The organism is Campylobacter gastrosuis (genome assembly GCF_030249845.1).
Taxonomy (GTDB): Bacteria; Campylobacterota; Campylobacteria; order Campylobacterales; family Campylobacteraceae; genus Campylobacter_A; species Campylobacter_A gastrosuis.
The window spans coordinates 221,248-245,074 of the sequence record NZ_JANURM010000002.1; the positions used below are offsets into that span (position 1 = coordinate 221,248).

Here is a 23,827-nt window from a genome sequence, read left to right on the forward strand (position 1 = left end):
TTTTATAAAAACGCACCTTTTAGCCCTAAAAGTTTGACATTCCACTTTTTCTCAACCATTGTTTTTAAAATTGAAGGTAAAAATCCAGCCATTTCAAAACCCAAAATTTGTGCTGTGGCGTAGGTGTGTCCGATAGAGCAAATCACGCCGTTGCTTTTAAATTTAAACGGCTCGTCAAACGCAGAATTTGTCAAAATCGCCTTAAACTCACGTGCCAAATACGCCCCTTGCTCGCAAGCAATCTGTGCTGTTGGCGGATAAAAACCGCCCTTGCCGTCGCTAACTGCACTCACATCGCCAATATAAAAGCGATCTGTGCTATCTGGTGCGTGAAGTTTAGGATCAACCTTAACCCTGCCACGCTCATTCTCAACATCGCTATCGCTTACGATACTAGCACCCTTAACCCCAGCAGTCCAAACAATCAAATCAGCGTCAAGTCCGCCTTCGTTAAAATTTACCCTGCCCTTTTCAAGCGAGCTAATTCTAGTATTGTGCATTATTTTTACGCCTAAATTTTCAAGCTTATCGGCTGTCTTTTTTGATAATTTTTCGCTAAAAAATGTAAGCAATCTTGGCGTTGAGCTGATTAAATGCACGTTAAATTTTGCCGCTAAATCCGAAGATAAGCGGTGAAATTCACACTTATTTTTTAGCATATTTGCACAGCTTGCTGCAAACTCAATGCCAGTAAGCCCACCACCACAAACGGCGATATTTAGCCCAGCACCACTCTCTACTGCCTTATCAAATTTACGCTTAATCACCTCAGCAATCCGCCCAGACTGAATGTAAGAGTCAATAAACATCGCATTTTCAATGCCTTTAAGGTTAAAGCTCTCCTTTTCAAAACCAGCTGCCACGACTAGATAATCATAATTAAACGTGCCAAATTCTGTCGTTACGATATGATTTTTCTCATCAATGTCCGTTACTGACTGCTGAATAATCTTAATTTCTGGGTGTAAAAATTCCCTTAAATCAAACATAATTTTGCCACTTTTTTCGGCGGTTGCGACCTTGTGAAGCATTGTTGAGTGGTAGTGGTAGGAATTTTTATTAATTATCGTAAAATCCCCAAGCCGAAAGCACTCCTCATCAAGACTCTTTAAAAATGCGATACCAGCGTAACCAGCACCGATGACTATTATTTTTTTTCGTTTCATTTTAGCTCCTCTTTAAGCTTTAAAACCCTTTTGTAAGATTGATTTATCCGCTCTTTGCTTATTTTTTTCTCGTTTATTGCTTCATTTATGGCTTCATAAACCACGTCAGCCGTGCGTTTTTCGCCGATTTTAAACTCGCTAAATAGCAAAATATCGCCACCAGCGTTTATAAATTTTATAATCTGCTCCTTTAAAGGCAGATCGCCAACGCCACGCATTAGCATATCATCGCTAATTACGACGCCATTAAAGCCAAGCTTTTGACGTAAAAGGCGATTTATCACGATCTCTGAAAGCGTGGCTGGGTTTTTCTCATCTAAATTTTGCACAAAAATGTGTCCGACCATTACCATTTTTGCCCTATTTATGAGCTTTGAAAATGGCAAAAGCCCCTCTTTTGTAAGGTTTGCGTAGGTCTTATCTTTATGAGAGTCTTGCTTAGCTTCGCCTTGACCCGGGAAGTGCTTTAACACGCTAAAAACGCCCTGCTTTTCTAGCTCGTTCATAAAAATTTCAGCATAAAGTGCGACTTTTTGGGGATTTTGGCTGTAAGCTCGTTTTTTAGCTCCGATTATCGGCGAGGCTTTAAAGTGTAAATCAACCACTGGCGCGAAATTTACATTTATGCCACACTCTTTTAAATTTTTAGCCATTTTTGCGTATAAATTTGTAGCCATATTTATATCAAAACTCACGCCCACATCGTAGGCACTTGCATAATTTGCCTGAAAACTGGCATCTTTTAGTCTGCTAACATAACCGCCCTCTTCATCAATGGCAATTAGGACATTTTTTTGGCGTTTTTTTATCTCGTTTGTTAAATTTATGAGCGATTTTTTGTTTGTGATATTTCTGCCAAGTAGCATAACTCCACCAAAGCGAGAGTAACCTAAATCGCTAAGCATAGCCCTAACGCCAACATCATTTGTGCTTAAACCATTAAAACCGACCATTATCATCTGTCCGATTTGCTCTCTTAAATTTGGCTCTTTTGCGCTCAAATTTAGGCAGATTAAAAGAAAAAATAAAAATCTCATCTACGCCCTAAAAGTGCCTTGACACTAAGATAAACATCGCCACCACTTAGCATTTTTGCCACTTCATTAGCGATTGGGGTGTAAATGCCGTTTTGCTTTGAAATTTCACAAATGGCAAAGGCTGTCGCTACGCCCTCAGCGACCTCGCCAAGCTCGTTTAAAATTTTATCCAAGCTCTCATTACGTGCAAGTCCGTTGCCAACCCTATAATTTCGTGAAAGCACGCTTGAAGCCGTCAAAAACAGATCCCCAGCCCCGCTAAGCCCCATAAACGTATCATCTTTCGCGCCAAAAAATTTGCCAAATCTAGCCATCTCAACAAGCCCACGAGAGATTAGACTTGCCCTTGCGTTATTGCCTAGCCCAAGTCCGTCGCAAACCCCACCAGCAATGGCGATTACGTTTTTATAAGCGCCGCAAATCTCAGCACCCACAACATCATCTGAAACGTAAGCTTTCATATAATCAGGGAAAAAATCGGCGTAAATTTTAGCCAGTTCCAAATTAGTTGAGCTTACGACCAAAGCACAAGGCAGTTTTTTCTCAACCTCTTTTGCAAACGTGGGGCCAGATAAAAAGCATAAATTTTCGCTTGGCACGAAGCGTTCATAAATTTCATTTAAAAACTTACCGCTTTTTGTCTCAATCCCCTTACTTGCGACTAAAATTTTTTGATTTTTAAAGATGAAATTCTCACTTAACCACTCGCTAACGCTTTGCGTCGGTATGGTAAAGACTAAATACTCGCAATTTAGAGCCGTTTTTAAATCCACAAAATTTGGCAAATCTCGCTTGGTGCGTGAGCTAATAACGCACTCGCAATTTTGCTTAAATGCGTGAAATAACGCACTGCCCCATTTACCAGCGCCGATAACTGCGAGTTTCATTTTAATCCTTAGCTAAGTTTTGATTTTAAAATTTCATTTACCTTTGCAGGGTTAAACGCGCCCTTGCCCTCTTTCATCGCTTGACCTACAAAAAAGCCAAACATCTTATCTTTGCCGGCTTTGTATTCAGCGACCTTATCGGCGTTTGCGTTTAAAATTTGATCTATTATCGCTTCAATAGCGCCGTCATCGCTAACTTGCTTTAAGCCAAGCTTTTCAATCACGCTATCAACGCTTTCATCGTTATCCATTAGATAATCAAGCACCTCTTTTGCGGCTTTTGCACTTATCGTGCCGTCTTCAATCCGCTTTAAAAGCTGGGTCATTTTAGCCACATTTACAGGGCTATTTTCAATCGTAACGCCGTTTTTAAGTCGTCCAAGAAGCTCAACCAAAACCCAAGTAACGCAAAGCTTTGGCGAAATTTTAGCCCCGACAAGCTCCTCAAAATACCTTGCCATTTCAATAGTCGCTACCAAATTTAACGCATCATCCTCTTTTATGCCAAACTCTTTTTGGTATCTTACGACCTTCTCATCGGCTAGTTCTGGAATTTTTATCGCTTCGTTATACATCTGCTCATCAACTTCAACAGGCAACAAATCAGGGTCTGGGAAGTAGCGATACTCAGCGCTATCTTCTTTACCACGCATTGAGCGAGTTACGAGATTTGTCGTATCAAAAAGGCGCGTTTCTTGATAGACTTCATCATCATATTTGCCGTCCTCCCAAGCGATCGTCTGTCGCTCTACTTCGTATTCAATAGCCTTTTGGATAAATTTAAACGAGTTTAAATTTTTAATCTCAACCCTTGTGTAAAGCTTCGTATCTCCCTTTGGGCGAATGCTTACGTTTGCGTCGCAGCGAAACGAGCCCTCTTGCATATTTGCGTCTGAGATGTTTAAAAATCGCAAGATTGAGTGTAATTTTTTAAGATACGCCACCGCCTCGTCCGAGCTTCTTAAATCTGGCTCTGAAACGATTTCAAGCAAAGGCGTGCCAGCGCGGTTTAAATCAACCAAACTTCTAGCACCCTCGTGGATATTTTTACCAGCGTCCTCTTCAAGGTGAGCCCTTGTTATGCCGATACGTTTTTTCTCACCATTTACCTCTATGAAAAGCTCGCCATTTTCAACGATTGGCACTTCAAACTGCGAAATTTGATACGCCTTTGGCAGGTCTGGATAGAAGTAGTTTTTGCGGTTAAAGATTGATTTTTTATTAATTGTCGCATTTACAGCGGTTCCAAAGCTAATCGCCTTTTTAACAGCCTCCTTGTTTAAAACTGGCAAAGCACCCGGCAAAGCAAGGCAGGTCGGGCAAACGTGCGTGTTTGCGTCATCGCCAAAGCTAGTCGAGCAAGAGCAGAAAATTTTTGTATTTGTATTTAATTGAGTATGGACTTCAAGTCCGATAACGACTTCAAACATAAAATGCCTTTTATTAAAATTTTAAGGGATTTTATCCAAAAGTAGCTAAATTTTAAGATAAACGGGCGTAAAAACGCCCAAAATTTTAATGCTCGTCTATGCTAACAGCACCAGCAAGATAAACAAGCGTAAGCATCATAAAGATAAACGCCTGTAAAACAGCCATTAACGTAAGCAAAGCATAGGCTGGTAGCGGTGCAAAAAATGGCGCAAGTGTAAGCATAACAAGCAAAAATAGGTCATCGCCCTTGATATTACCAAAAAGACGAAACGATAGCGAAATAATGCGTGAAAGGTGCGAAATTATCTCAATTGGAAACATTAGTGGGGCTAGAATTTTGCTCGGTCCCATAAAGTGTTTGAAGTATTTTATCACGCCATTTGCCTTTATGCCCTCAAAATGGTAGTAAAAAAATACGATTAAAGCTAGTGTGAGTGTTAAATTTAGACTTGAAGTTGGAGATTCAAAGCCCGGGATTATGCCGATTGCATTGCCAAAAAACACGACAAAGCCGATTGTAGCAACAAGTGGCAGGTATTTTCGTGCGAGTTTTTCACTGCCTAGCGTGTCCTTACTCATTGATAAAACACCCTCAATGTAAGCCTCAACGATATTTTGAAGTCCGCTTGGCACAAGTTGCATTTTATTAACTGCAAATTTTGCGACAAAAACAACAATGAGTGAAACTAGTAAAAAGTGAAAAACATAGACAAACGAGTGGCTATGATAGATTAAATCCGAGAATAAAAATAGGTCTTTCATCAGCTGTCCTTAGGATATTTTTGCGAGATTTTAGCCAAAATTTGATTAATTCAATTTGAAATTTTAAAAACTATTTAGAATAAATTTAAAAAAAATCCCATATCAGTTTAACAATCGTGGCAAAAACTACACATAAAAACATAGTTCGTATAAATTTCACCTCTTTTTTTACGACCAAATTTGACCCAGCAAACGCCCCTAAAATCTGCCCAAACGCCATTAAAAAGCCAACAAACCACAAAATCTCTCCGCCAAGCACAAAAACAGCTAGACTAACGGCGTTGCTGGTTAAATTTAATGCCTTTGTGTGAGCGACTGCTTTTTTCATATTTAATCCGATGAGTGCGACCATAGAAAATGTCCAAAAGCTGCCAGCTCCCGGTCCAAAAAAGCCGTCATAAAAGCCTAAAATCAGCCCAAAAAGCGAGTAGAAAATTTTTGGCTTTAATCGCGAGTGGCGGTCGCTTTCGCCAACTTTTGGCAAAAAAAGCGTGTAGATAAAGATAAAAATCAGCAAAAATGGGATTATTAGCCTTAAAAAATCGGCATTTAAAAGCAAAATAAGATAGGTCCCAATACAAGTGCCAATAAATGTAAATACAATGCCGATTAAAATTTCGTTAAAATTTATCATACCTTTTTTGGCAAAATTTATCGTAGCCGTGAGTGTGCCAAACGAGCCTTGAAGCTTGTTTGTCGCAAGTGCCACGTGAGGCGGCACACCCATAGCCATAAGTGCAGGCAGTGTAATAAGTCCGCCACCGCCAACAATGGCATCAATAAATCCACCAAAAAAAGCAGCGAAAAAGAAGACAAAATAGGCGTAAATTTCAAACTCCATAAACGCTCCGCTATCTAAAATTTTAAGGCATTTGCCATAATTTTAAAAAGCGTTTATACACTTTTTTGGCTTAAAATCAGTAAAATTTTGTTTAAATGGTGTTTAAAATGTAAAAAATAAGAGTAAATTTAGCAGATAGGCAAATTTATTGCGATGAAAATTAAAAAGCCCCTAAATTTAGGGGCTAAAAATTATTTTATAACGCCACAAACCATTCTAGCGCCGCCACCGCCAAGTGGTTTTGGATGGTCGCTGTGATTATCGCCGCCAACGTGAATCATCAAAGCGTGTCCCTTTAACTCGCTAACATCTTTGATTTTTGGGGCTAAAACTGGATACACGGCATTACCCTCGCTATCAACAAAAAGTGCTGGTAAGTCGCCCTTGTGTCCGTTATCATCCCAAGCAAATGAGTGTTTGCCAGCGTTTGTCGGGTCCCAGTGGCCACCAGCCTTCATACCTAGCCCCTTTTCAGTCGCGCCACAATCAGCATTCATATGCACGTGAAAGCCGTGAGCACCAGCGGTTAAGCCCTTTAAATTTGGCAAAAATGCCACGCCGTAAGCCGTGTTTATAGCTGTAACTTCGCCGACATTTACATTGCCTTTTTCGCCAAGTTGCTCCATTTGAATAACTAAGCAGTCGTTTGGCTTGCACTCGTTTGCAAATAAAGCTGCACAAAGTGCGACACTTGCTAATAATACTTTTTTCATAAGTTCTCCTTTTAAATAAAGTTTAAATGAAATATTACCAAAGCAATGTAAAAATAAGATTAAAATTTGTAAAATAATAAAAATTATTTAGAAATTTTCTAGCTCTTTGCCCTGCCCTATCCTGTAAAGCGCGAAGTCGTATTTTATCGGATCAAGTGGGTCAAAATTTTTAAGATTATTTGTAAGGTCTAAAACGGCGTTAAAGTCGTAGCTTTTTCTTGCACAAAGCCCTAAATTTAGCGAAACTCTGTGCGTATGAACATCAAGTGGCATTAAAAGCTCGGACTTTGGCAGGCTCCTAAAAAGCCCCAAATCAATATCCGTATCCCTAACCATCCAGCGTAAAAACATATTATATCGCTTGTAAGGCGAGGTCGGCTTTTTATCAAAAACACGCCCAAAAAAGAACTCATAGCCATCTGATTTGTAGCTATTTAGGCTGTAAATTTTGGCAATTAAAGCATTTATAGCTTCAATCATCAGTCCGTTTTTATCAAATCCCTGCTTTAAAATTTGCTCCATATCAAAATCTTTTTTCAAACGGCTTAAAGTGATGAAAATTTCAGCCACATCGGTTGGATTTTCAAAGCGATATTTGTGCGTTTTATAAAATTTTCTAATCTCATTTTCGCTCTCATCTAAAAGGCTAAAATCAAGTGAATTTAGAAATTTCACGATTAATTTTGCGTTGCCATAGGCAAATAAGGCACAAATTAAAGCGATGATTGGGTCGTTAAATTTTGACGCTACTTGCAGTGGGTCAGCGTGAGAAAACAGCCCAACGTCCGTGTTTTTATCAAGGACGTGGGCGTCAAGCTTGGCTTTTAAATCCGTCATTGTTTTAGGGTTAGAAGCGTTTCAAGCATTTGATTAACGGTGGTTACAATCTTTGCAGCTGCGCCGTAGCTACTTTGAAAGCGGATTAGGTTTGTTAGCTCCTCGTTTGTATCAACGCCACTAATTGATTGAAATTCCTGTTCGGCAGTCTTATAAAGCGAGGTGTTTGTGGAGTGGATATTGTTATTTGACTCTGTGTCGCTTGCGATGTCGGTTGTCAAAAATCTATAATAGCCCTCAATCGTGTCATCTCGGTTTTGTGCTATGCCGTTTGAGAAAAATTTTAGCTCATCGTATTGAAGCTGAACCATCTTATTTGCCACTTCGTTGTTACCTAAAACTGGCTTTGCATAACCCCTAAGCTTGGTGTGATCAAGCATAAAATCGCCATTTACAGCCATATTTGTGGCTTTGTCCCCACTAAAAAATTTATGCACGCCAAAGACGCCGGGGAAATTTGTGCCGTTATCTTTTATGGCTATGCTGTATTGACCTTGCATTTGCTTTGGGATTATGGCAAATGAGCCTTTATTTGAGAGCTTGTCATAGTGAAACGACGCCTCAAAGTAGTCGCTGACATCATTTAGCATATTGTTATCATCGTTGTCATCTGAATTTGAGTTAAAATCTGCCACAATTGAGTTGCCATATTTCGTGTCATTCATCGTGGTCGTGCCGTTTATATTTATCGTTTTTCGTGCTATTTCAACGCCTTGATTATTATAAACTATCGCTTCAAACGAGCCTTGCTGGATCTCTTTGCTAAAATTCATAAGCGTTTTATCATCGTTTAAAAACGAGAATTCATCGGTGTTTGATATCTCCATAGCTGACTCAGCATAAATATTATTTGTGCTGTGAATTATCGTTTTTGCCAAGGTGTCCATATTATCAATATATTTTTGTATCGTGCCGTCTGTGAATTTTTGGCTATTTTCATCATAAAACCTGCCACGAAGATCAAGCTGGGCGCCGATTTTGCCGTTATGGATCTTATCCTCCATACTAATTAATCTGCCGTCCTCCATTTCGTAGTAAATTTTTGTTAAATTTCTAGCATCGCCGGTCGTCTCCATTCTTAATGGATGAAAATTCACGCCATCAACAATGCTAACTCCGCCGATATTTAGCGTATAAAACCTGCCCTCATCGGTAATCCCGCTATCAACTGGGGTGTTACTTTTAATATCTGATTTAAATGAGTTTAAATTTACAAGTTTTGACATTGCAAGTTCTAGCTCATCACGTTTATCTCTTAAATCGTTTGCGTTTGTTTTAATGCCAGAATCAGCTCCTGACTCAACACGCCTAATCTCCTTATTTATCGTAGCTATCTGCTCTCCAAGGCGATTTATCTCTTCAACATTTATTCTCATCATTCTATCAACTTCGGTTTGAAGGTTGTCAAGTTTAGTCGCCGTTCGTGAAATACTACCGCTAAAAAGGGTTGCCATATTTATTAAATTTAGCTTTTGAGCGGACTCATCTGGATTTGAAGCAAAGTTATTCCACGCATTAAAGTAGTTTGCCATATCTCTACCGATACCTGAGTCTTGCAGGTCGGGGAAATTTTCGGCTAGTTCTTGTAAAATTCTCTGCTTGTAGCTTGTGTTTTCTAAATTTGATGATGCGGTTTTTAATCTGCCGTAGGTAAATTCATCGTGAATTCTCACGGTCGTTTCAACCTGAGTGCCCATACCAACGCCACCTTTTACTAAATACAAAGACGGAGCGGCAGTTTGGACTACCCTTTGGCGAGTGTAATACTGAGAATCGGCATTTGTGATATTATGACCGGTCGTTGCTATTTGTGCTTGTGCGGCATTTAGCCCTGAAACGCCGGTGTTTAAAGACATAAAAATATTTGCCATTTTTTAAACCTTTGCCTTGTAAAAATTGCTCTGACTTACGCTTTGAGTGTAGGCATTTTGGTCAAGATTAAACATCTGTTTTGTCAGCGAGTCAAAAAATTCCTTAACAAGCACCACGTGTCTTGCGTATTCTTTATTTACTTTATGCAAAATTTCAAGCTTTTCACGCATTAAAACGAGATTTGCCTTAACCTCATCATCTAATGCCTCTTGCAAATTTTCAGACGTTTTTGAGAGATTTACTAGCTCTTTATCTAAACTTCGCTTTGTATCTTCAAAATTTTTAACCAAGACGCCCTTTTTTCTCACACTCTCATCAACAGCCGAATGTTTAGCCTCTTTTATGTTTTCTATATCTTGAAGTGTCGTGTCAATAAGCTCATCTAAAATAGATATAGCCGTATTTAAATATCTCTTTAACATCTTTTATCCTTGAAATTTTAAACAAGTGTATCTACAATCGCCTTAGCCGTTTTTTTCATATCAAGCTCGTAAGTGCCTTCACTTATCGCTTTTGAGATACTTGCTAGTTTGCTATCTTGTTTTTGCGTTATCTCGCTTGTTTGCTCCCTTTTTGGAGCGGCTGTTTTGTTTAATAAATTCTGTGATACGCCATAACTTGGCTTTAAACCACTAATCATATTACACCCCTTAATTTGATTTACATTCATCAAATCGGCATAAATGAAAATTTATTAACCCCTTTCTTTTAAAAAATTGTATAAAAGCTCACTAAATCCTAAACCACCGCTTAGTGCCTTACTCATCGTGTCGTTATACATTGATTTGTAAATATCAGCACCAGCTGTTTTTGGCAAAAGCTTAGCACTCTCATCTTCTTTTAGCGAAATGTCAAGAATTTCTTTAACCAAAAACGCCTCAAAAGCGTCCGTTTGCTCTCTTAAAAGCTTGTCGTTTTTTGCTTGTGTTATGGTGTCCGTTTGGGTTTTATTAAAGGCATTTATTGCTAGTGAATTATCTATCATTAAATTATCTCCACATCTACGTGTATAGCGCCTACACGTTTTAAATTTTGCACGATTGCAATTATATCGCTAGGGCTTGCACCAAGCTTATTTAACGCCCTTGTTAGGGTCGCTAGTGTCGTTTTATTTTCGCTGATTTTTAGCATATTTAAAGCTGGTGTCACCGACGCTTTGTCTGCTAAATCAAGCTCGTTTTGAGCATTAGCTTCGTAAGAATTTGGCTCAATTTTTATCGTGATTGAGCCGTGGGTTAAAACGACTGGATCAACGCTTACATTTATGCCACTTACAATAACGCCAGTTCGCTCATCAATAACGACCTTATCATCAGGGACATAATCAATCTCTAAATTTAACACTCTGCTTATTATGTTTATTAAATTTGCCTCATCTGGGCGATTTACGACTATCGTTCGTGGGTCAATTGCTGTTGCTATCTCAACGCCTAAATTCTCATTTATTGCGTTTTGAGCATCAATTGCGGTCTTAAAATTTGAGTTTTTAAGGCTTAAAGTAAAGCTTGGTTGATTATAAATATCATAAAGCACCTCTTTTTCAACCAAAGCCCCATTTAAAATAGTCCCAGCCGTTACGTGCTTATCGCCGCCTCTGCCTGCACTTTTGCCACCGATACTTAACGAGCCTTGTGCAAGTGCGTAAATATCGCCATCAACGCCCTTTAAAGGCGTCATCAAAAGCGTCCCGCCCTGCAAACTCTTAGCGTCGCCAATTGATGAGATTGTGATATCAAGCTTATCGCCGTGCCTTGCAAATGGCGGTAAAATCGCTGTTACCATTACAGCAGCGGTATTTTTTGACTTTATATCATCTGGATTTATCTTAACATTGACGGTTTGAAGCATATTTGAGAGCGACTGGATTGTAAATTCAGAGCTGCCTCCATCGCCAGTGCCGTTTAATCCAACAACCAAACCATATCCGATAAGCTGATTTTCACGCACTCCAACGATGTTTGCGATATCTTTTATTTGAGTTGCAAAGGCAAAATTACAAAGCAAAAAAAGCGTAAAAGCTAGAAATTTTCTCATCATTTATCCTTGAAATTTTGCGTTTGATAGCAAAAAGCGTTCCATTTTTAAATTAAGCTAAGCGTAAATTTTAAATTGTATAATTTCGCCTTTTAAGTGCTAAGTTTTAGCAAGAAAAATACTGGAATTTTAAATGTTTAACCATTTTAGACAAACCTATCTTGTCAATTTTTGGGACGTCGGCAAGGCAATGATTGCACTTGCTATCATAAGTGCCGTGTATTTTGGCATTTTTGGCGGAGTTTGGGCTGTTACTGGCGAGATGACACGCTGGGGCGGCGAGTTTTTGGAGCTTTTTGGTATGGATTTATCGGGCTATTCATATTACAAAATGCAAAATTTAAACGGCACACCACTAACTAGGACTGATGGCGTAATGCTAATTGGTATGTTCTTAGGTGCTACAATTGCTGCTTTTATGGCAAATAAAGTCAAATTTCGCCTACCAGCAAGCGGTATTCGTGTATTTCAAGCCATAGTCGGTGGCATTTTATCTGGCTTTGGCGCACGCCTTGCTTTTGGGTGCAATTTAGCTGACTTTTTTACTGGACTGCCTTATTTTTCGCTTCACACGTGGCTTTTTGCCGTGTTTATGGTGCTTGGAATTTATGTAGCTGTAAAGGTCGGCAAACTTAAAATTTTTCGCCCAAAGGTCGTTTTAGAAAAGTGTGGCGTAAATGGCAAAGGTATCGTAAAAGATAAAGGCAGAGCCGATAGGCACTTCTTTTATGGCATTTTGGTGCTTGTCTTTTCTATCGCTTGGCTTATCTATCTTTTTATCAATGCTCCGAGTTTTGATCTAAAAATCAAGGCTAGTTTATTGCCACTTGCGCTTATTTTTGGCGTTGCTTTTGGATTTATCATCTCAAAAGGGCAGGTTTGCTTTACTTCGTGTTTTAGGGATCTGTTTTTATTTGGGCGTGATACAGCGACAAAGGGTGCGTTTTATGGGATGATAATTGCTACTTTTATTGTCTTTGTGCTTATGCTAAATGGCTATCAAGCAAAGGTTGTAAATTTTAGCCCAGCCGTTGCTGTTGGTGCGTTTTTGTTTGGCTTTGGCATTGTTTTTGCAGGGGGTTGTGAGTGTGGCTGGACTTACAGGGCTACCGAAGGGCAGATGCATTTTATGATTGTTGGTGTGGCAAATTTTGTAGGCACGGCAATACTAGCGTTAAATTATGACCTTATGCCAGCTTGGTTTAAAGATGGTGCTAAGATAAATTTATTAAGCGAATTTGGCTTACTTGGCGGTTTGGCTGTAAATTTATGCCTTTTTGGCTTGGCACTTTTGCTTGTGTTTTTTTATAAACAAGGATTTTTTAAAAGAGGTGGATACAATGTATGAGATAACTTACACGCTTGATATTCAGGGCGAGGCTTGCCCTATGCCAGCGGTTGCGACACTTGAAATTTTACCGCAAATGAAAAGTGGCGAGGTGCTTGAAGTGCTTTGTGATTGCCCTCAGGCGATAAACTCAATCCCAGTTGATGCAAGAAATCGTGGCTTTGAGGTCTTAAAGATAGAACAAGACGGCCCAACGCTTCGCTTTATCATCAAAAAACCATAAAATTTTCTAGCCTTATGCGTAATAGCTAAGGCTAGTCGCTCCAAATTTTCGTGTCTTTAAAAGGCAAAAACTACCTAAATTTTCAGCCATTTTAAACGTGCTTGAATGCTCAAAAACGACCATTTTTACATTATCTTTGCTAAAATTTTTAACCAAATCCATAAGCCTGTCATAAATCCCACTAAATCCATCTCTAAAATCAAACGGCGGATCAAGGTAGATGATGAAATTTTCACTTTTATCTGCGATGATTTTTGGCAAAATCTCAAAGCTATCGCCATTTATCGCTTCTAAATTTTTAGCATTTAGGCTGTTTAGATTTTTTTTAGTTAGCTTAAATGCCTCCTTATCAATCTCAATGGCAATGCCAAATTTAGCCCCATTACTAACCGCCTCACAAGTCATCACACCACTACCGCCAAAGCCCTCAACAAAAAACGCCCCCCTTAGCTCATCTCTAATCGTGTCAAAAAACGAGCCTTTTACCAAGCTCTTTGTGCTTCGTGTCGTGTTTAAGCTAGGCAGGTCTAGCTTTTTGCCTTTGTAAATTCCGCTTGAAATTTGCGTCTTCAAGAGTGCCTCTTAAAAAGCTCAACTAAATCAGCTTTAAAATTAGCCAAAATCAAATCAAGCTCGGCGTTAAAATCGCCTTTTTTGCTCTCTTTAACGCCCTTAACCTGAATGGCTGAATAAAATTCCTTTAAATTTTCAACCAAAGCCTTTTTTGTAAATGGCAGGGCTAAGTGTGAGCCACTTTCGCCGATTAAAAATAGCGGTTTTTGCGTGTTTAACCGCCTATCAGATACGATAAAATCGCACTCGCTGTTATAGGCTATGAATTCTTGGCAAAATAGCAAAAGTGTCTTTTGGAGCAAAATGCAATCGCACTCAAATGAAATTTTCATACAATCCCTTTAAAAATTTTTGATATTTTAACAAAAATAGTATAAAGAAAAAATGTTTTTGTCCGATTTAATCATAAAGAAAAATTTTTTAAAGGAGTGAAAATGGAGATTTTTAAAGCAGCGGCACAGCCACTTGATGCTAGTTTATCAGTTTCAAACACTAGGGGTTCAGATGTTAGAGATGTAGAAAAATCAGAAATTCAGGCAAATTTAGTAGAAAAAGAGAATGAAGATCTCTCAAAACTATCGCCAGATGAGCTTACAAAAAAGATGAAAGAAGCAACTGATGAGCTAAACTACCAAATGCAGCAGCTAAACACAAACGTCCGCTTTGCCTACAACAGCCAAGAAAGCACAATGGTCGTTCAAGTAAGAGAGGCAAGCACTGGCGATTTAATAAGAGAGCTACCGACAAAAGAGGCTTTAAGAATAGCACGATATTTTAGAGAAAGCATAGGTTTGCTTTTTGACAAGGAGAGTTAAAAATGGCTGATTCAACAGTTTCAAGCACGACAAGTGCTAGCAAAGGTATTATGGGGCTTGGCAAAGGCAACAGCACCCAGCTAAACGATGAGCTAATTTCAAAACTAAAAGCAGCTGATGAGAGCGCTCAAATAAATCCAATCACAAAAAATATAGATAAAAACAAAGAGCGTCAAGAGGACTTAAAGGCACTAAAAACCCTTGCAAACAACGTCCAAAGTGCATTTAGCGCGCTTGATAACGAAACGCTTTATGTTAAAAGAAAGGTAAATTCTACCGGCACAAGTGCTAGTGTGAGTGCTGTTTCTGGTGTTAGCCTTCAAGATTTGGATTTAGATGTTAAGCAATTAGCCCAAAGAGATAGCTATCAAAGTGCTAAATTTAAAGACCAGCTAGGCATTATTGGCGTTGATAATAGTGGTAGCTTTAAGATAAATATACGTGGAGTTAGCTACCAAATAGATGTAAATCAATCATCATCGCTTCAAGATATAGCTGACCAAATCAACGAAAGAGCAAGTGGAGATTTACAAGCTAGAATAGTAAATGTCGGTGGCAACAACCCATATCAAATGATAATCCAGTCAAAAAATACCGGCAAAGAACAGCAGATCACATTTTCAGATGATACAAGCGGAGTGCTTAAAAAACTTGGACTTGATAGCGACCCTATCGCTGTTTTAGATGATAAAGGACAGCCTGTTTATAACGATGACGGCACAGCAAAAACGACATCAAATTTTGAAAAAAATCGTATCACACAAGCACAAGATGCAGAATTTACCTATAACGGACTTTCTGTAACACGCTCATCAAACACAATTGAAGACCTTCGCTCTGGCGTAACGATAAATTTAAAAGAGACTGGCAAGTCAAGCTTTCAAATCGTCCAAGATACAGAAGATATCGTAAAAGCCGTTGAAGATATGGTCCAACAATACAACACGCTAGTAAAAAACCTAAATATCTCAACATCTTACGATGATAAAACAAAGCAATCTGGCAACTTTCAAGGCGTTAGCGAAATCACAGCCCTAAGGTCAAACCTAAATAGAATTTTCACTCAACAAAACGAAAAAGGGCTAAGCCTTAGCGACTTTGGATTATCATTTTCTGAAAGTGGCGAGTTGGAGTTTAGCTGGGTGGATACAAGCACAAACCTAACTAAAAAAGATAACGCTAAATTTTTATCAAAACTAGCAAACGACCCTGACGGCTTAAAGGCGTTTTTTATGGGCACGACTGATATTAAATCAGCCTCGTATTACGCACCAAGTAGCGTAAAAAGCGGTGCTTTAAAGCTAGAAGCTGGGGATTTAACCATAAATGGTATCTCAATCAAACTAGATGAAACGCAAAGCACAAACTCAGCCAAAGACAACGCCCTAGCCCTAGCAAATGCGATAAATAACGCAGGCATTGCTGGAATTTACGCTAGTTTAAACAACGACCAAACTGGCATTATCCTAAAAAGCCTTGATGATACCGACATTGAGATAAAAGCAAAGGATAACGCTACAAATAACTTCGGACTTAGCACAAGCACGACAAATTCGGTTACCACACGCACAAGTGGGCTATTTACTCAGCTAAATACGACCCTAAAAGCTATCACACAAGATAAGACCGGCATCCTTGATGTCTATGGCACGAAGTTATCAGATGAGCAAAAGGCACTAGACACAGAAAAAGAGAAAATTCAAAAATCACTAGATACAAAGTATAGCACGATGAGAGAGCGTTTTGTGCTTTATTCACAGCAGATTACCGAGCTTGAAAATCAGTTTGCTTCACTAAAATCTATGATTGATTTTGAACTAAACGGCAATAAATAAGGTAAAAAATGGCAGCAAATAACCTAGCACACCAAGCTTACGCACAATCAAGTATAGGGGGCATTGAGTCCCCTACAAAACTAATCGGAATGCTTTATGACGGCATTTTACGCTTTATCTTTCGCACCAAAAAGGCGATTGAGAGTGGCGATTTTGAAAAAAAGGTCTATTACATAAACCGAACAAACGCCATTTTTGTGGAGCTCTTAAACTCGCTTGACTACACGCAAGGCGAAGTAGCACACTATTTAAGCGGACTTTACACACGCCAAATCCAGCTTTTAGCAATGGTAAATATCAAAAATGATATTGAAATTTTAAACGAAGTTACAAACGTCGTAAAACAGCTAAACGAAGCTTGGAAAGAGGTAACAAATGGCGAGTGAGTGGCTTAAAAGCCTTAAAATTTCGGTTATAAACGAGGATATTGATACGATTATTAAACTAACTCAAAATTTCAAACAAAATGAGTTTGAAAATTTAGACCAGCTAAACGAAGCGGCTAGCCTAACAAGTCTAGCCATTGAGCTTTTTAAGTCAAAAAAGGTGCATTTAGAAGGCGAAATGCAAAAACTTCTAAATGCAAAAAAATACGCAAACTAATTTTTGGAACATTTATTGCTTTAATCCGTAAAATTTTTTTGGAGAATTTTATGGATATTACGCACACATTAGAGAGCATTAGCATAAAAACATCCGATGACAGGCTGTTTTGTGAGCTAAGTGAGTTGATAAATAAAAATTTTAAAAAAACAATTTCAAGCAAAGGCAAAATCATCTCGTTTTATGAAGAAACCGAGTTGCCACAGCGAAAATATTTCTTTAAATTTTTAGCCAAAATTTTTGAGAAAAAGAGTGGCAAACCGCTAAATTTAGCCTTTGTGGAGTATAAAACCATAAAGCTAAACTACGTCCAAGAAAACACCCTAGCCAAGGTGCTATCTGTGAATGTCTATTTTGTAAAGGATGAGGTTGTCTTTCGGTTAAATCAAAACGACAAGGCGTTTTTTGGCTACATTTTGCAGACCTTTAAAGATAACAGCCATAAAATCAGCCAAACAAGACTAAATTTAAAAATCAAAAACGAGAGCGATTTTAATACCTTAAAAACGCTATTTTCAAAAAAAGAGCATTTAAAATTCATCGTGGATTTTAACTATGATTTTGATGAATTTGCCAAATTTGAGCGAAATTTCAAAGTGCAAAACTCATCAAAATTCATAAACCGCTTTGTAGCACTTGCTAATTTGCTTGAAGATAATTTTAAAGTTCTAAACTGCGACACCACAAGCACATCTGATGAGGTCAGAGAGAGCTATTTAGGGCTTGTAAAGCTCTATCACCCAGACCGCCACGCCGATAAATCACAAAATATCCAAAGTGCTTACAGACAAAAATTTGAAGAGATTAGAAGGGCTTATGAGGGCTTAAAGCCGTTTTTTAAAAGCCAAGAACAATTCATCAGTGCCTAAAATTTGGGGTTAAACCCCCAAATTTAGCCAAGCAAAAAGTTATTAAGAACGATATAGAAAATTCCAGATGAGATAGCTGCCGTTGGCAGTGTGATGACCCAAGCTAGAAGTATCGGTCTTACCATTGCCCAGTTTGCGTTTTTGTTAATTATGCCAATGCCAAGCACGGCACCGATTAAAATATGCGTTGAGCTAACTGGAATTCCAAGCTTTGTAGCTAAAAGTATAACGATACTTGAAGCAAGCTCAGCGCTAAATCCAGTCGTAGGCAAAATTTCAGCCAGTTTTGACCCAATGGTCATAATCACCTCTTTACCCAAAAACCAAAGTCCGACAACTAGCGAAACGCCAAATGTAACCATAACAATGGCTGGTATCAGGCTCGTATCGCTCACCTCGCCAGTCCTTAAAACGTCCAAAATCGCCGCAAATGGACCAATGGCATTTGCTATGTCATTTGCGCCGTGAGAGAATGCAAACGCCGAAGCGGTAAAAATTTGAAACCACGAAAAAATGCGGTTTATGCTCTTTTCGCTATCGTTTTTACTCATTACATTAATGATAGCAAAACTAGCCAAATACGCCACCACGCCGATGACAAACAAAATCCAAAGGCTCTCAATAATGCTAAAATTTAGATTTAGGTGTTTTAGCCCCTTAAAAAGCATCATTGATGAGATGATAATGGCTGCAAACCCAGCGATAAATGGCACGTGCTTTTTAACAGAAGCAAAGGTGTCAAGCTGTTTTTCGTGCTCTTTCATTATCTTAATTTTTGAGCGATACTCGCTGTATTCGCCGTCTTTAATGTCGTCCTCATCAATCATCGCCATACGTGAAAGCGTTTGAATTTGCTCATCAACAGGGCGAGTTTTTAGGCTCTCAATAAATTCTTGTTTATATTTTTTACGCTCTTTTTTTAGATTTTTTAGCGAAATTTTAAGCTGTCTAGTCGGATTTATGATATTTCTTTTTATGTAGCCATAAACAATGTAAGATAAAATTCCACCCATTAACGGCGAAATTACCCAGCTAACGGCGATTTTACCAATCTCGCTCCACGAGACCATTTTAAACGCCTCGCTAGCCCCATAAGAGCTATACCCCATAACCACGCCAGCACCCACGATACCGCCTACAATTGAGTGCGTGGTAGATACTGGTAAGCCCTTTTTTGAAGCCACAAAGAGCCAAATTCCAGAACTTAAAAGCGCTGCCATCATAATAGCAACAAACTGCATAGGCTCAACCTTATGCCCAGAGAAGCTAATAATGCCGTTTCGTATCGTGTTTGTAACCTCTCCACCGGCAAAAACAGCGCCACTTAGCTCAAAAATCGCTGCAATCACAAGGGCTTGTTTTAAAGTGAGCGTCTTAGCTCCCACGCTCGTGCCAAAGCTATTTGCAACATCGTTACCGCCGATGTTAAACGCCATAAAAATTCCAAAGGCACTTGCCACAAAAAACAACAGATAATAGTGCGATGAAATGTAACCCACACCCCAACTAAAAAACCAAGCCAAACACAGCACAAAGGCAATCGTTGCAAAGAGATTATCGCGCGTCAAAGTTTTTCCTTTACATTTTATTTGCAATTATACAATTAAATTTGTCAAATTTTGCTAAAATAAACAAAAATAAAATATAAAGGTAACAAAAATGTTAATCTGCATTGATTTAGGCTCAAACACCCTTAGAATAGCACAAATTTACGAAGAAAACGGCATTTGCCACGTTCAAAACAGCTTTGAAAGGATTGTAGGCAGTGCTAGGGGACTTAGAGAAAATGGCGAGATTACAAAAGAGGCAAAAGAGCGAATTTTTGGGGCTTTAAGCGAGGCTTTAAGGCAGTTTGACTTTAAAAATTTAAAGCACTTAGCTGTGGCTACGGCTGCGTTTAGAATTGCTACAAATTCAGATGAGATTTTTAAACAAATAAGAGAAAATTACGGCATAAATTTTAACCTAATAAGTGGCGAAAGCGAGGCAAATTTTATAAATTTAGGCGTCCTAAATGCCCTAGATAGACTTAAAATTTCAAGCCAAAATCTCGCTTTCATTGACCTTGGCGGTGCTAGCAGTGAGATTAGTGGCAATGAAAAATTTAGGAGCTTTGATTTTGGTATCATCACATTTTTTGAAAGCTACAAAACACCAGATTTACTAGAAAAAAACGCCAAAAACGTGGTAAAAGAAGCAAAGGAATTTCTAAATCAGCTAAAAGTAGCCAAAATAGTGCTAACCTCTGGCGTAGCAACCACAATGGCGTCGCTAAAACTAGGGCTAAAATACGATGAATATGACGCTAATAAAATCAACGGCACAAAGCTAGAAATGGCTGATTTTAGCACACTTAGGGCGTGGCTTTTAGCCTTAGATGAGAGCTTGGCAGTTGAGTTTGTCGGCATAAATCGCCAAATGCTAGTCGTAGCTGGTATGAGCCTTTTAAAAGAGCTTTTAAGCGATTTTAACGGCGAAATTTTAGCCATTGATGACGGACTTAGAGAGGGGCTTGGAGTTGCTTATTTTAAGGGCATTTTTGATAAGATTTTGAAATTTCATAAAAAGGGGTAAAAATGAGTATCAAAGATAAAATCGCAGATGACATAAAGTCAGCAATGAGAGAAAAACGCGACTTTGAGCGAGATGCGTTAAGGACGTTAAGTGCGGCAATTAAGCAGGTTGAGATTGACACGAGAGAAAAGCTAGATGATGAGGCGATTTTGGCGATTTTGCAAAAGGAGATAAAAAAGCGAAATGACGCAAGGGCGATTTATCTAAATGGCGGACGGCTTGATTTGGCACAAAAAGAGCAAGATGAAGCAAAGCTAATCGCAAGATACCTCCCAGCACAACTAAGCGATGATGAGCTAAAAAACGAGCTTTTAAAGATAAAAAACGAGCTAAATCTTAACTCAATAAAAGAGCTTGGAGCGTTGGTAAAAACGGCAAAAGAGCGACTTAAAGCCAGTGCTGATGCAAAGCGAATCAGCGAAATTGCAAAGCAAATTTTAGGATAGATTATGAGAGCATTAAAATTTTGTTTAGTCTTTGCTATCTGCCTTTTTGCAAGCGATTTAGATATAAAACCGCTAAGTGGCAGCAAATTTAGGAGCGTTTTTAAAGAGTATCTCTCAAAAGATAGTGGCGATTTTGATAATTATGAGTTTGAAAAGGACTTTAAAATGCACGAAAGTTATTGCCAAAAGGGGCTTGTTGATGCGTGCGAAGTGCTTGGTGTGTCGTATGTTTTAGGGCTTGGCACACAGCAAGATATCAAAAAGGGCATTAATTTGATAGACTTTGCCCTAAAAAACACTAGCGATGAAATTTTTAAAGAACAATACGCCTACACGCTTAATTTAGCTAAGCAGATTCAAAGTAGCGGTGATGACGCTATACGAAAGGTTATTAGCACATTTAGTAAAAACTCATCGGAGTGCCAGAGCCGAAGTGGCGATAAGGACGCTTGTTTTAAGGCGACTATTTTAACTGGGCTTTTGCCAAATGATATGCTTGGCATTAGCGACCAAAGCGGATTTTTTGAAATGCTTTTTGACAACGATATCGCAATAAACGGAGCAAAAAACTCAAAAATTTCAAAAATGTTAAAAGCGTATGAGGATATTTTAAAATAAAATAATAAATTTTTCATTTTCTTATACAAAAAAATATTTTATTTTTAAAATATTAATAAAACAAAGGAGTAGAAATGGCAAAAAATGAGTTTAATATTGTAGATGAATTTTCTGCAAAATTGGGACTAAAAAATCAAACAGATGGCTCTTTATTTATTTACAAAAAAGATAAAAAAGATACAAAACAATCTACAAAACCTGATGGATACTATTATTATGAAGGTATTACTTTTATACTTGATGCCAAAGCTGAAAATAAAAAATTAACAGGGCAATTAAACGATTATATGGAGCTTGAAAGTAATGTAAATTTTGTAGGTTTTGCTTATAATGGTGTAGATTTTAAATGTTATATAAATGGTAAATTTAAAGATAATGAAAAAGAATTACAAGATAAAGATTATTACAAAAGAAAATACTTTCCGCAAAAAATCAACAATGAAATAATTGTAAATATTAGTGCTAAAAAACTAGCAAATTTATTTAGAGATTCAGGCATTGATAAACAGATGAACGTCCCATTTATAGGTGCTGTGATTTTATGTATGAAATATGGTAAAGAAATAGATTTATCAGGTAATACGGCTACAATTTTAAAAAGTGTGGCAATAGGAATACAAGAGATAATAAGCGATAATCCAGTAAATCGTAGATCTAAAAAAGAGTTTATAACAAAGAAAGTTTTAGATGATGCCACATTAAAAAAAGCTAAATTTGAAGACCTTTATAGCATAATAGCTGAAATTTCTAAAATCTATAATTTTATTAATATTTCGGCAGATGATTATAAAGGACACGATATTATGAATAACTTTTTAAAGGTTTTTCGTAGATGGAATTCTGCCAATGCAAATGAAAAAGGCGAAGTTTTTACACCCGACCACATAGCACAATTAATGTATAAATTAGGTGATTGTAGTAAAGATGATTTTATTTTAGACCCAACTTGTGGAAGTGGGACTTTTTTAACAAATGCAATGGCTAATATGTTTAATGAAGCGTCAAGTTTAAAGTTAAACGATGATGAATTTCAAAAAATGCAAATTGATATAAAAAGCAATAGATTATTTGGTATAGAACTTAATGAATTTAACGCAACTCTTGCTGGTATAAATATGCTTTTACACGGCGATGGTGCTTCAAATATATATAATGAAAATTGTTTTACTAAATTAAAAGGTTTAGAATATTTATATACAAAGGTTTTAATGAACCCACCTTTTTCACAAAAAGATATTGAATTAAAATTTGTTTACGAAACATTACAGTATATGGCAATGGGGGGGGGTTCTAGTATCAATATTGCCAAAGCCAAGCGTTAAAGGCACAATATCTGCAAATGTAGATTATTTAAAAGAGATTTTTAAAATTTCAAAATTAAAAGCTGTAATTTCATTGCCAAGAGATTTATTTTATACGGTTGGTGCAGATACTTGCATTATTGTATTACACAAAAATGGCTCAAATACAAACAATGAAACACTATTAATAAACTGCCTAGATGATGGTTTTGAAGTATCAAATGAAGCAAGAGTAGATAATTTCGATAAATGGTCAGATATAGAAAAAGAAATTTTAAATGCTTATCGTGGCAAATATAATGAATTTAGAGCTATTAAGAAAAAACTAAATGCAAATGATGAATTGTTGTTTGAAGCTTACAGCTCACACAGACCAGTTGATATTGAGAAATCTACATTTCAAAAATATATCAGAGAGTATGTGAGTGCAAAAATTTTATGCGGAAAATCTTTGGAAGCTTCTAATATTAATACAACAAAAATCATACAAGAGCCTTTTGCTTTTGAGCGTTTTTTAATAAGCAATTTGATTTATAAAGTCAAAAAAGGAAGAGAAAAATCAATAGATAGAAAGATAGAAAATAAATATGAAGATGGCGGAATTCCACTTGTTGTAGCTAAAAAAGACAATAATGGAATTGGCGGACTTAGACAAAATCCTATTGAAATTTACAATGACAAAATATGTATAATTTGTGGTGGCGATGGCGGTGGTGGCAAAACATATTATTTAGAATATGATTTTTGTGCTACAAATTTTGCATTAATATGCTCTTTTTCTAAACATCTATCAGATATTAGCAAATACGCCAAATTTTATATTAGTGTTTTAATTTCTGAAAGACTATTTAAAACAATAGGACACGGACAAACTATTTCTGATGTGCCAAAAGAAACTACAATAAAACTACCAGTAAAAAATAACAAAAACGAACTTGATTTTGAGTATATGGAGAATTTTATAAAGCAATTTGAAATTTCAAAATATATGTAGTTTTTAAGTTTTTGCAATCACGTTTAAGCCAATTTAGGGGCAAAAGCC

Annotated in this window: 28 protein-coding genes; 12 read left to right on the forward strand and 16 right to left on the reverse strand. The window is 37.6% G+C overall.

Annotated elements, in window-relative coordinates:
- Positions 1-2: 2 nt before the first annotated feature.
- From NYG85_RS03055 to NYG85_RS03115, 13 genes are all read right to left on the reverse strand, one after another.
- Complete coding sequence (locus NYG85_RS03055; protein ID WP_284937006.1) at positions 3-1,166, reverse strand: NAD(P)/FAD-dependent oxidoreductase; 1,164 nt, start codon at positions 1,164-1,166, stop codon at positions 3-5.
- Positions 1,163-2,203: a glycoside hydrolase family 3 N-terminal domain-containing protein gene (locus NYG85_RS03060; RefSeq protein WP_284937007.1), complete on the reverse strand. Its 1,041-nt coding sequence runs from the start codon at positions 2,201-2,203 to the stop codon at positions 1,163-1,165. The genes NYG85_RS03055 and NYG85_RS03060 overlap by 4 nt, the downstream gene beginning before the upstream one ends.
- Complete coding sequence (locus tag NYG85_RS03065) at positions 2,200-3,090, reverse strand: NAD(P)H-dependent glycerol-3-phosphate dehydrogenase (protein ID WP_284937008.1); 891 nt, start codon at positions 3,088-3,090, stop codon at positions 2,200-2,202. The genes NYG85_RS03060 and NYG85_RS03065 overlap by 4 nt, the downstream gene beginning before the upstream one ends.
- Positions 3,091-3,098: 8 nt before the next feature.
- Entirely contained in the window at positions 3,099-4,520 is a 1,422-nt protein-coding gene (gatB, locus tag NYG85_RS03070; RefSeq protein WP_284937009.1) for an Asp-tRNA(Asn)/Glu-tRNA(Gln) amidotransferase subunit GatB, read from the reverse strand.
- An 85-nt stretch (positions 4,521-4,605) separates the two neighbouring features.
- Complete coding sequence (locus NYG85_RS03075) at positions 4,606-5,283, reverse strand: F0F1 ATP synthase subunit A (RefSeq protein WP_284937010.1); 678 nt, start codon at positions 5,281-5,283, stop codon at positions 4,606-4,608.
- 85 nt (positions 5,284-5,368) lie between these two features.
- Entirely contained in the window at positions 5,369-6,124 is a 756-nt protein-coding gene (locus tag NYG85_RS03080) for a TSUP family transporter (RefSeq protein WP_284937011.1), read from the reverse strand.
- Between the two features lie 191 nt (positions 6,125-6,315).
- Positions 6,316-6,837, reverse strand: a complete 522-nt coding sequence (locus NYG85_RS03085) for a superoxide dismutase family protein (RefSeq protein ID WP_284937012.1) — start codon at positions 6,835-6,837, stop codon at positions 6,316-6,318.
- An 87-nt stretch (positions 6,838-6,924) separates the two neighbouring features.
- Complete coding sequence (locus NYG85_RS03090) at positions 6,925-7,674, reverse strand: TIGR02757 family protein (protein ID WP_284937013.1); 750 nt, start codon at positions 7,672-7,674, stop codon at positions 6,925-6,927.
- The gene (gene flgK, locus NYG85_RS03095) at positions 7,671-9,545 is read right to left on the reverse strand and encodes a flagellar hook-associated protein FlgK (protein ID WP_284937014.1); all 1,875 of its coding nucleotides are present in this window, start codon (positions 9,543-9,545) and stop codon (positions 7,671-7,673) included. Before flgK ends, NYG85_RS03090 begins: the two co-directional genes overlap by 4 nt.
- A 3-nt stretch (positions 9,546-9,548) precedes the next feature.
- The gene (locus tag NYG85_RS03100; RefSeq protein ID WP_284937015.1) at positions 9,549-9,968 is read right to left on the reverse strand and encodes a flagellar biosynthesis protein FlgN; all 420 of its coding nucleotides are present in this window, start codon (positions 9,966-9,968) and stop codon (positions 9,549-9,551) included.
- 17 nt (positions 9,969-9,985) lie between these two features.
- Positions 9,986-10,186: a flagellar biosynthesis anti-sigma factor FlgM gene (locus tag NYG85_RS03105; protein WP_284937016.1), complete on the reverse strand. Its 201-nt coding sequence runs from the start codon at positions 10,184-10,186 to the stop codon at positions 9,986-9,988.
- A 54-nt stretch (positions 10,187-10,240) separates the two neighbouring features.
- Positions 10,241-10,531, reverse strand: coding sequence for a rod-binding protein (locus tag NYG85_RS03110; RefSeq protein WP_284937017.1), 291 nt, complete (start codon positions 10,529-10,531; stop codon positions 10,241-10,243).
- Positions 10,531-11,580, reverse strand: coding sequence for a flagellar basal body P-ring protein FlgI (locus NYG85_RS03115; RefSeq protein WP_284937018.1), 1,050 nt, complete (start codon positions 11,578-11,580; stop codon positions 10,531-10,533). Before NYG85_RS03115 ends, NYG85_RS03110 begins: the two co-directional genes overlap by 1 nt.
- 133 nt (positions 11,581-11,713) lie before the next feature.
- Between NYG85_RS03115 and yedE the strand changes: the two genes are divergently transcribed.
- Together yedE and yedF are read left to right on the forward strand one after the other, a co-directional pair.
- Positions 11,714-12,928, forward strand: coding sequence for a selenium metabolism membrane protein YedE/FdhT (yedE, locus tag NYG85_RS03120; protein WP_284937019.1), 1,215 nt, complete (start codon positions 11,714-11,716; stop codon positions 12,926-12,928).
- Positions 12,921-13,151 carry a sulfurtransferase-like selenium metabolism protein YedF gene (gene yedF, locus NYG85_RS03125; protein WP_284937020.1) on the forward strand — a complete coding sequence of 77 codons (231 nt, stop codon included), beginning with the start codon at positions 12,921-12,923 and terminating at the stop codon, positions 13,149-13,151. Before yedE ends, yedF begins: the two co-directional genes overlap by 8 nt.
- A 12-nt stretch (positions 13,152-13,163) precedes the next feature.
- Here yedF and rsmD read toward each other — a convergent pair whose 3' ends face one another.
- Positions 13,164-13,724: a 16S rRNA (guanine(966)-N(2))-methyltransferase RsmD gene (gene rsmD, locus NYG85_RS03130; RefSeq protein WP_284937021.1), complete on the reverse strand. Its 561-nt coding sequence runs from the start codon at positions 13,722-13,724 to the stop codon at positions 13,164-13,166.
- A complete protein-coding gene (locus NYG85_RS03135; protein WP_284937022.1) occupies positions 13,721-14,056 on the reverse strand; it encodes a hypothetical protein in 336 nt (111 codons plus the stop codon). The genes rsmD and NYG85_RS03135 overlap by 4 nt, the downstream gene beginning before the upstream one ends.
- Before the next feature lie 102 nt (positions 14,057-14,158).
- Between NYG85_RS03135 and flaG the strand changes: the two genes are divergently transcribed.
- Genes flaG through NYG85_RS03160 form a run of 5 tightly spaced genes read left to right on the forward strand, consistent with a single transcriptional unit; the run spans position 14,159 to position 17,846 of the window.
- On the forward strand, positions 14,159-14,539 hold the full coding sequence (flaG, locus tag NYG85_RS03140) for a flagella length regulator FlaG (RefSeq protein WP_284937023.1): 381 nt from the start codon (positions 14,159-14,161) through the stop codon (positions 14,537-14,539).
- Positions 14,540-14,541: 2 nt separating this feature from the next.
- A complete protein-coding gene (gene fliD / locus NYG85_RS03145; RefSeq protein ID WP_284937024.1) occupies positions 14,542-16,374 on the forward strand; it encodes a flagellar filament capping protein FliD in 1,833 nt (610 codons plus the stop codon).
- An 8-nt stretch (positions 16,375-16,382) separates the two neighbouring features.
- The gene (fliS, locus tag NYG85_RS03150) at positions 16,383-16,760 is read left to right on the forward strand and encodes a flagellar export chaperone FliS (RefSeq protein WP_284937025.1); all 378 of its coding nucleotides are present in this window, start codon (positions 16,383-16,385) and stop codon (positions 16,758-16,760) included.
- A complete protein-coding gene (locus NYG85_RS03155) occupies positions 16,750-16,977 on the forward strand; it encodes a hypothetical protein (RefSeq protein WP_284937026.1) in 228 nt (75 codons plus the stop codon). The genes fliS and NYG85_RS03155 overlap by 11 nt, the downstream gene beginning before the upstream one ends.
- A 50-nt stretch (positions 16,978-17,027) precedes the next feature.
- Complete coding sequence (locus tag NYG85_RS03160; RefSeq protein ID WP_284937027.1) at positions 17,028-17,846, forward strand: adenylosuccinate lyase; 819 nt, start codon at positions 17,028-17,030, stop codon at positions 17,844-17,846.
- A 23-nt stretch (positions 17,847-17,869) separates the two neighbouring features.
- Here the strand turns inward: NYG85_RS03160 and NYG85_RS03165 are convergent, their stop codons facing one another.
- Positions 17,870-19,414 carry an inorganic phosphate transporter gene (locus NYG85_RS03165; protein ID WP_284937028.1) on the reverse strand — a complete coding sequence of 515 codons (1,545 nt, stop codon included), beginning with the start codon at positions 19,412-19,414 and terminating at the stop codon, positions 17,870-17,872.
- A gap of 91 nt (positions 19,415-19,505) precedes the next feature.
- Between NYG85_RS03165 and NYG85_RS03170 the strand changes: the two genes are divergently transcribed.
- From NYG85_RS03170 to NYG85_RS03190, 5 genes are all read left to right on the forward strand, one after another.
- Positions 19,506-20,420 carry a Ppx/GppA phosphatase family protein gene (locus NYG85_RS03170; protein WP_284937029.1) on the forward strand — a complete coding sequence of 305 codons (915 nt, stop codon included), beginning with the start codon at positions 19,506-19,508 and terminating at the stop codon, positions 20,418-20,420.
- Between the two features lie 2 nt (positions 20,421-20,422).
- Complete coding sequence (locus NYG85_RS03175) at positions 20,423-20,866, forward strand: GatB/YqeY domain-containing protein (RefSeq protein ID WP_284937030.1); 444 nt, start codon at positions 20,423-20,425, stop codon at positions 20,864-20,866.
- A gap of 3 nt (positions 20,867-20,869) precedes the next feature.
- Entirely contained in the window at positions 20,870-21,484 is a 615-nt protein-coding gene (locus NYG85_RS03180) for a hypothetical protein (RefSeq protein ID WP_284937031.1), read from the forward strand.
- A gap of 74 nt (positions 21,485-21,558) precedes the next feature.
- Positions 21,559-22,806 carry an HsdM family class I SAM-dependent methyltransferase gene (locus NYG85_RS03185; protein ID WP_284937032.1) on the forward strand — a complete coding sequence of 416 codons (1,248 nt, stop codon included), beginning with the start codon at positions 21,559-21,561 and terminating at the stop codon, positions 22,804-22,806.
- The gene (locus NYG85_RS03190; protein WP_284937033.1) at positions 22,787-23,779 is read left to right on the forward strand and encodes an N-6 DNA methylase; all 993 of its coding nucleotides are present in this window, start codon (positions 22,787-22,789) and stop codon (positions 23,777-23,779) included. The genes NYG85_RS03185 and NYG85_RS03190 overlap by 20 nt, the downstream gene beginning before the upstream one ends.
- Positions 23,780-23,827: the final 48 nt, after the last annotated feature.

What these genes read in the sequence shown, in the direction of transcription:
- NYG85_RS03100 (WP_284937015.1), bottom strand. Translation starts at nt 9,968, where the DNA reads ATGTTAAAGAGATATTTAAATACGGCTATATCTATTTTAGATGAGCTT.
- NYG85_RS03135 (WP_284937022.1), bottom strand. Translation starts at nt 14,056, where the DNA reads ATGAAAATTTCATTTGAGTGCGATTGCATTTTGCTCCAAAAGACACTT.
- yedE (WP_284937019.1), top strand. Translation starts at nt 11,714, where the DNA reads ATGTTTAACCATTTTAGACAAACCTATCTTGTCAATTTTTGGGACGTC.
- NYG85_RS03080 (WP_284937011.1), bottom strand. Translation starts at nt 6,124, where the DNA reads ATGGAGTTTGAAATTTACGCCTATTTTGTCTTCTTTTTCGCTGCTTTT.
- NYG85_RS03105 (WP_284937016.1), bottom strand. Translation starts at nt 10,186, where the DNA reads ATGATTAGTGGTTTAAAGCCAAGTTATGGCGTATCACAGAATTTATTA.
- NYG85_RS03075 (WP_284937010.1), bottom strand. Translation starts at nt 5,283, where the DNA reads ATGAAAGACCTATTTTTATTCTCGGATTTAATCTATCATAGCCACTCG.
- NYG85_RS03160 (WP_284937027.1), top strand. Translation starts at nt 17,028, where the DNA reads ATGGATATTACGCACACATTAGAGAGCATTAGCATAAAAACATCCGAT.
- NYG85_RS03055 (WP_284937006.1), bottom strand. Translation starts at nt 1,166, where the DNA reads ATGAAACGAAAAAAAATAATAGTCATCGGTGCTGGTTACGCTGGTATC.
- NYG85_RS03180 (WP_284937031.1), top strand. Translation starts at nt 20,870, where the DNA reads ATGAGAGCATTAAAATTTTGTTTAGTCTTTGCTATCTGCCTTTTTGCA.
- NYG85_RS03085 (WP_284937012.1), bottom strand. Translation starts at nt 6,837, where the DNA reads ATGAAAAAAGTATTATTAGCAAGTGTCGCACTTTGTGCAGCTTTATTT.
- NYG85_RS03115 (WP_284937018.1), bottom strand. Translation starts at nt 11,580, where the DNA reads ATGAGAAAATTTCTAGCTTTTACGCTTTTTTTGCTTTGTAATTTTGCC.
- NYG85_RS03170 (WP_284937029.1), top strand. Translation starts at nt 19,506, where the DNA reads ATGTTAATCTGCATTGATTTAGGCTCAAACACCCTTAGAATAGCACAA.
- flgK (WP_284937014.1), bottom strand. Translation starts at nt 9,545, where the DNA reads ATGGCAAATATTTTTATGTCTTTAAACACCGGCGTTTCAGGGCTAAAT.
- yedF (WP_284937020.1), top strand. Translation starts at nt 12,921, where the DNA reads ATGTATGAGATAACTTACACGCTTGATATTCAGGGCGAGGCTTGCCCT.
- NYG85_RS03155 (WP_284937026.1), top strand. Translation starts at nt 16,750, where the DNA reads ATGGCGAGTGAGTGGCTTAAAAGCCTTAAAATTTCGGTTATAAACGAG.
- NYG85_RS03110 (WP_284937017.1), bottom strand. Translation starts at nt 10,531, where the DNA reads ATGATAGATAATTCACTAGCAATAAATGCCTTTAATAAAACCCAAACG.
- gatB (WP_284937009.1), bottom strand. Translation starts at nt 4,520, where the DNA reads ATGTTTGAAGTCGTTATCGGACTTGAAGTCCATACTCAATTAAATACA.
- NYG85_RS03090 (WP_284937013.1), bottom strand. Translation starts at nt 7,674, where the DNA reads ATGACGGATTTAAAAGCCAAGCTTGACGCCCACGTCCTTGATAAAAAC.
- flaG (WP_284937023.1), top strand. Translation starts at nt 14,159, where the DNA reads ATGGAGATTTTTAAAGCAGCGGCACAGCCACTTGATGCTAGTTTATCA.
- fliS (WP_284937025.1), top strand. Translation starts at nt 16,383, where the DNA reads ATGGCAGCAAATAACCTAGCACACCAAGCTTACGCACAATCAAGTATA.
- NYG85_RS03175 (WP_284937030.1), top strand. Translation starts at nt 20,423, where the DNA reads ATGAGTATCAAAGATAAAATCGCAGATGACATAAAGTCAGCAATGAGA.
- NYG85_RS03065 (WP_284937008.1), bottom strand. Translation starts at nt 3,090, where the DNA reads ATGAAACTCGCAGTTATCGGCGCTGGTAAATGGGGCAGTGCGTTATTT.
- fliD (WP_284937024.1), top strand. Translation starts at nt 14,542, where the DNA reads ATGGCTGATTCAACAGTTTCAAGCACGACAAGTGCTAGCAAAGGTATT.
- NYG85_RS03185 (WP_284937032.1), top strand. Translation starts at nt 21,559, where the DNA reads ATGGCAAAAAATGAGTTTAATATTGTAGATGAATTTTCTGCAAAATTG.
- NYG85_RS03060 (WP_284937007.1), bottom strand. Translation starts at nt 2,203, where the DNA reads ATGAGATTTTTATTTTTTCTTTTAATCTGCCTAAATTTGAGCGCAAAA.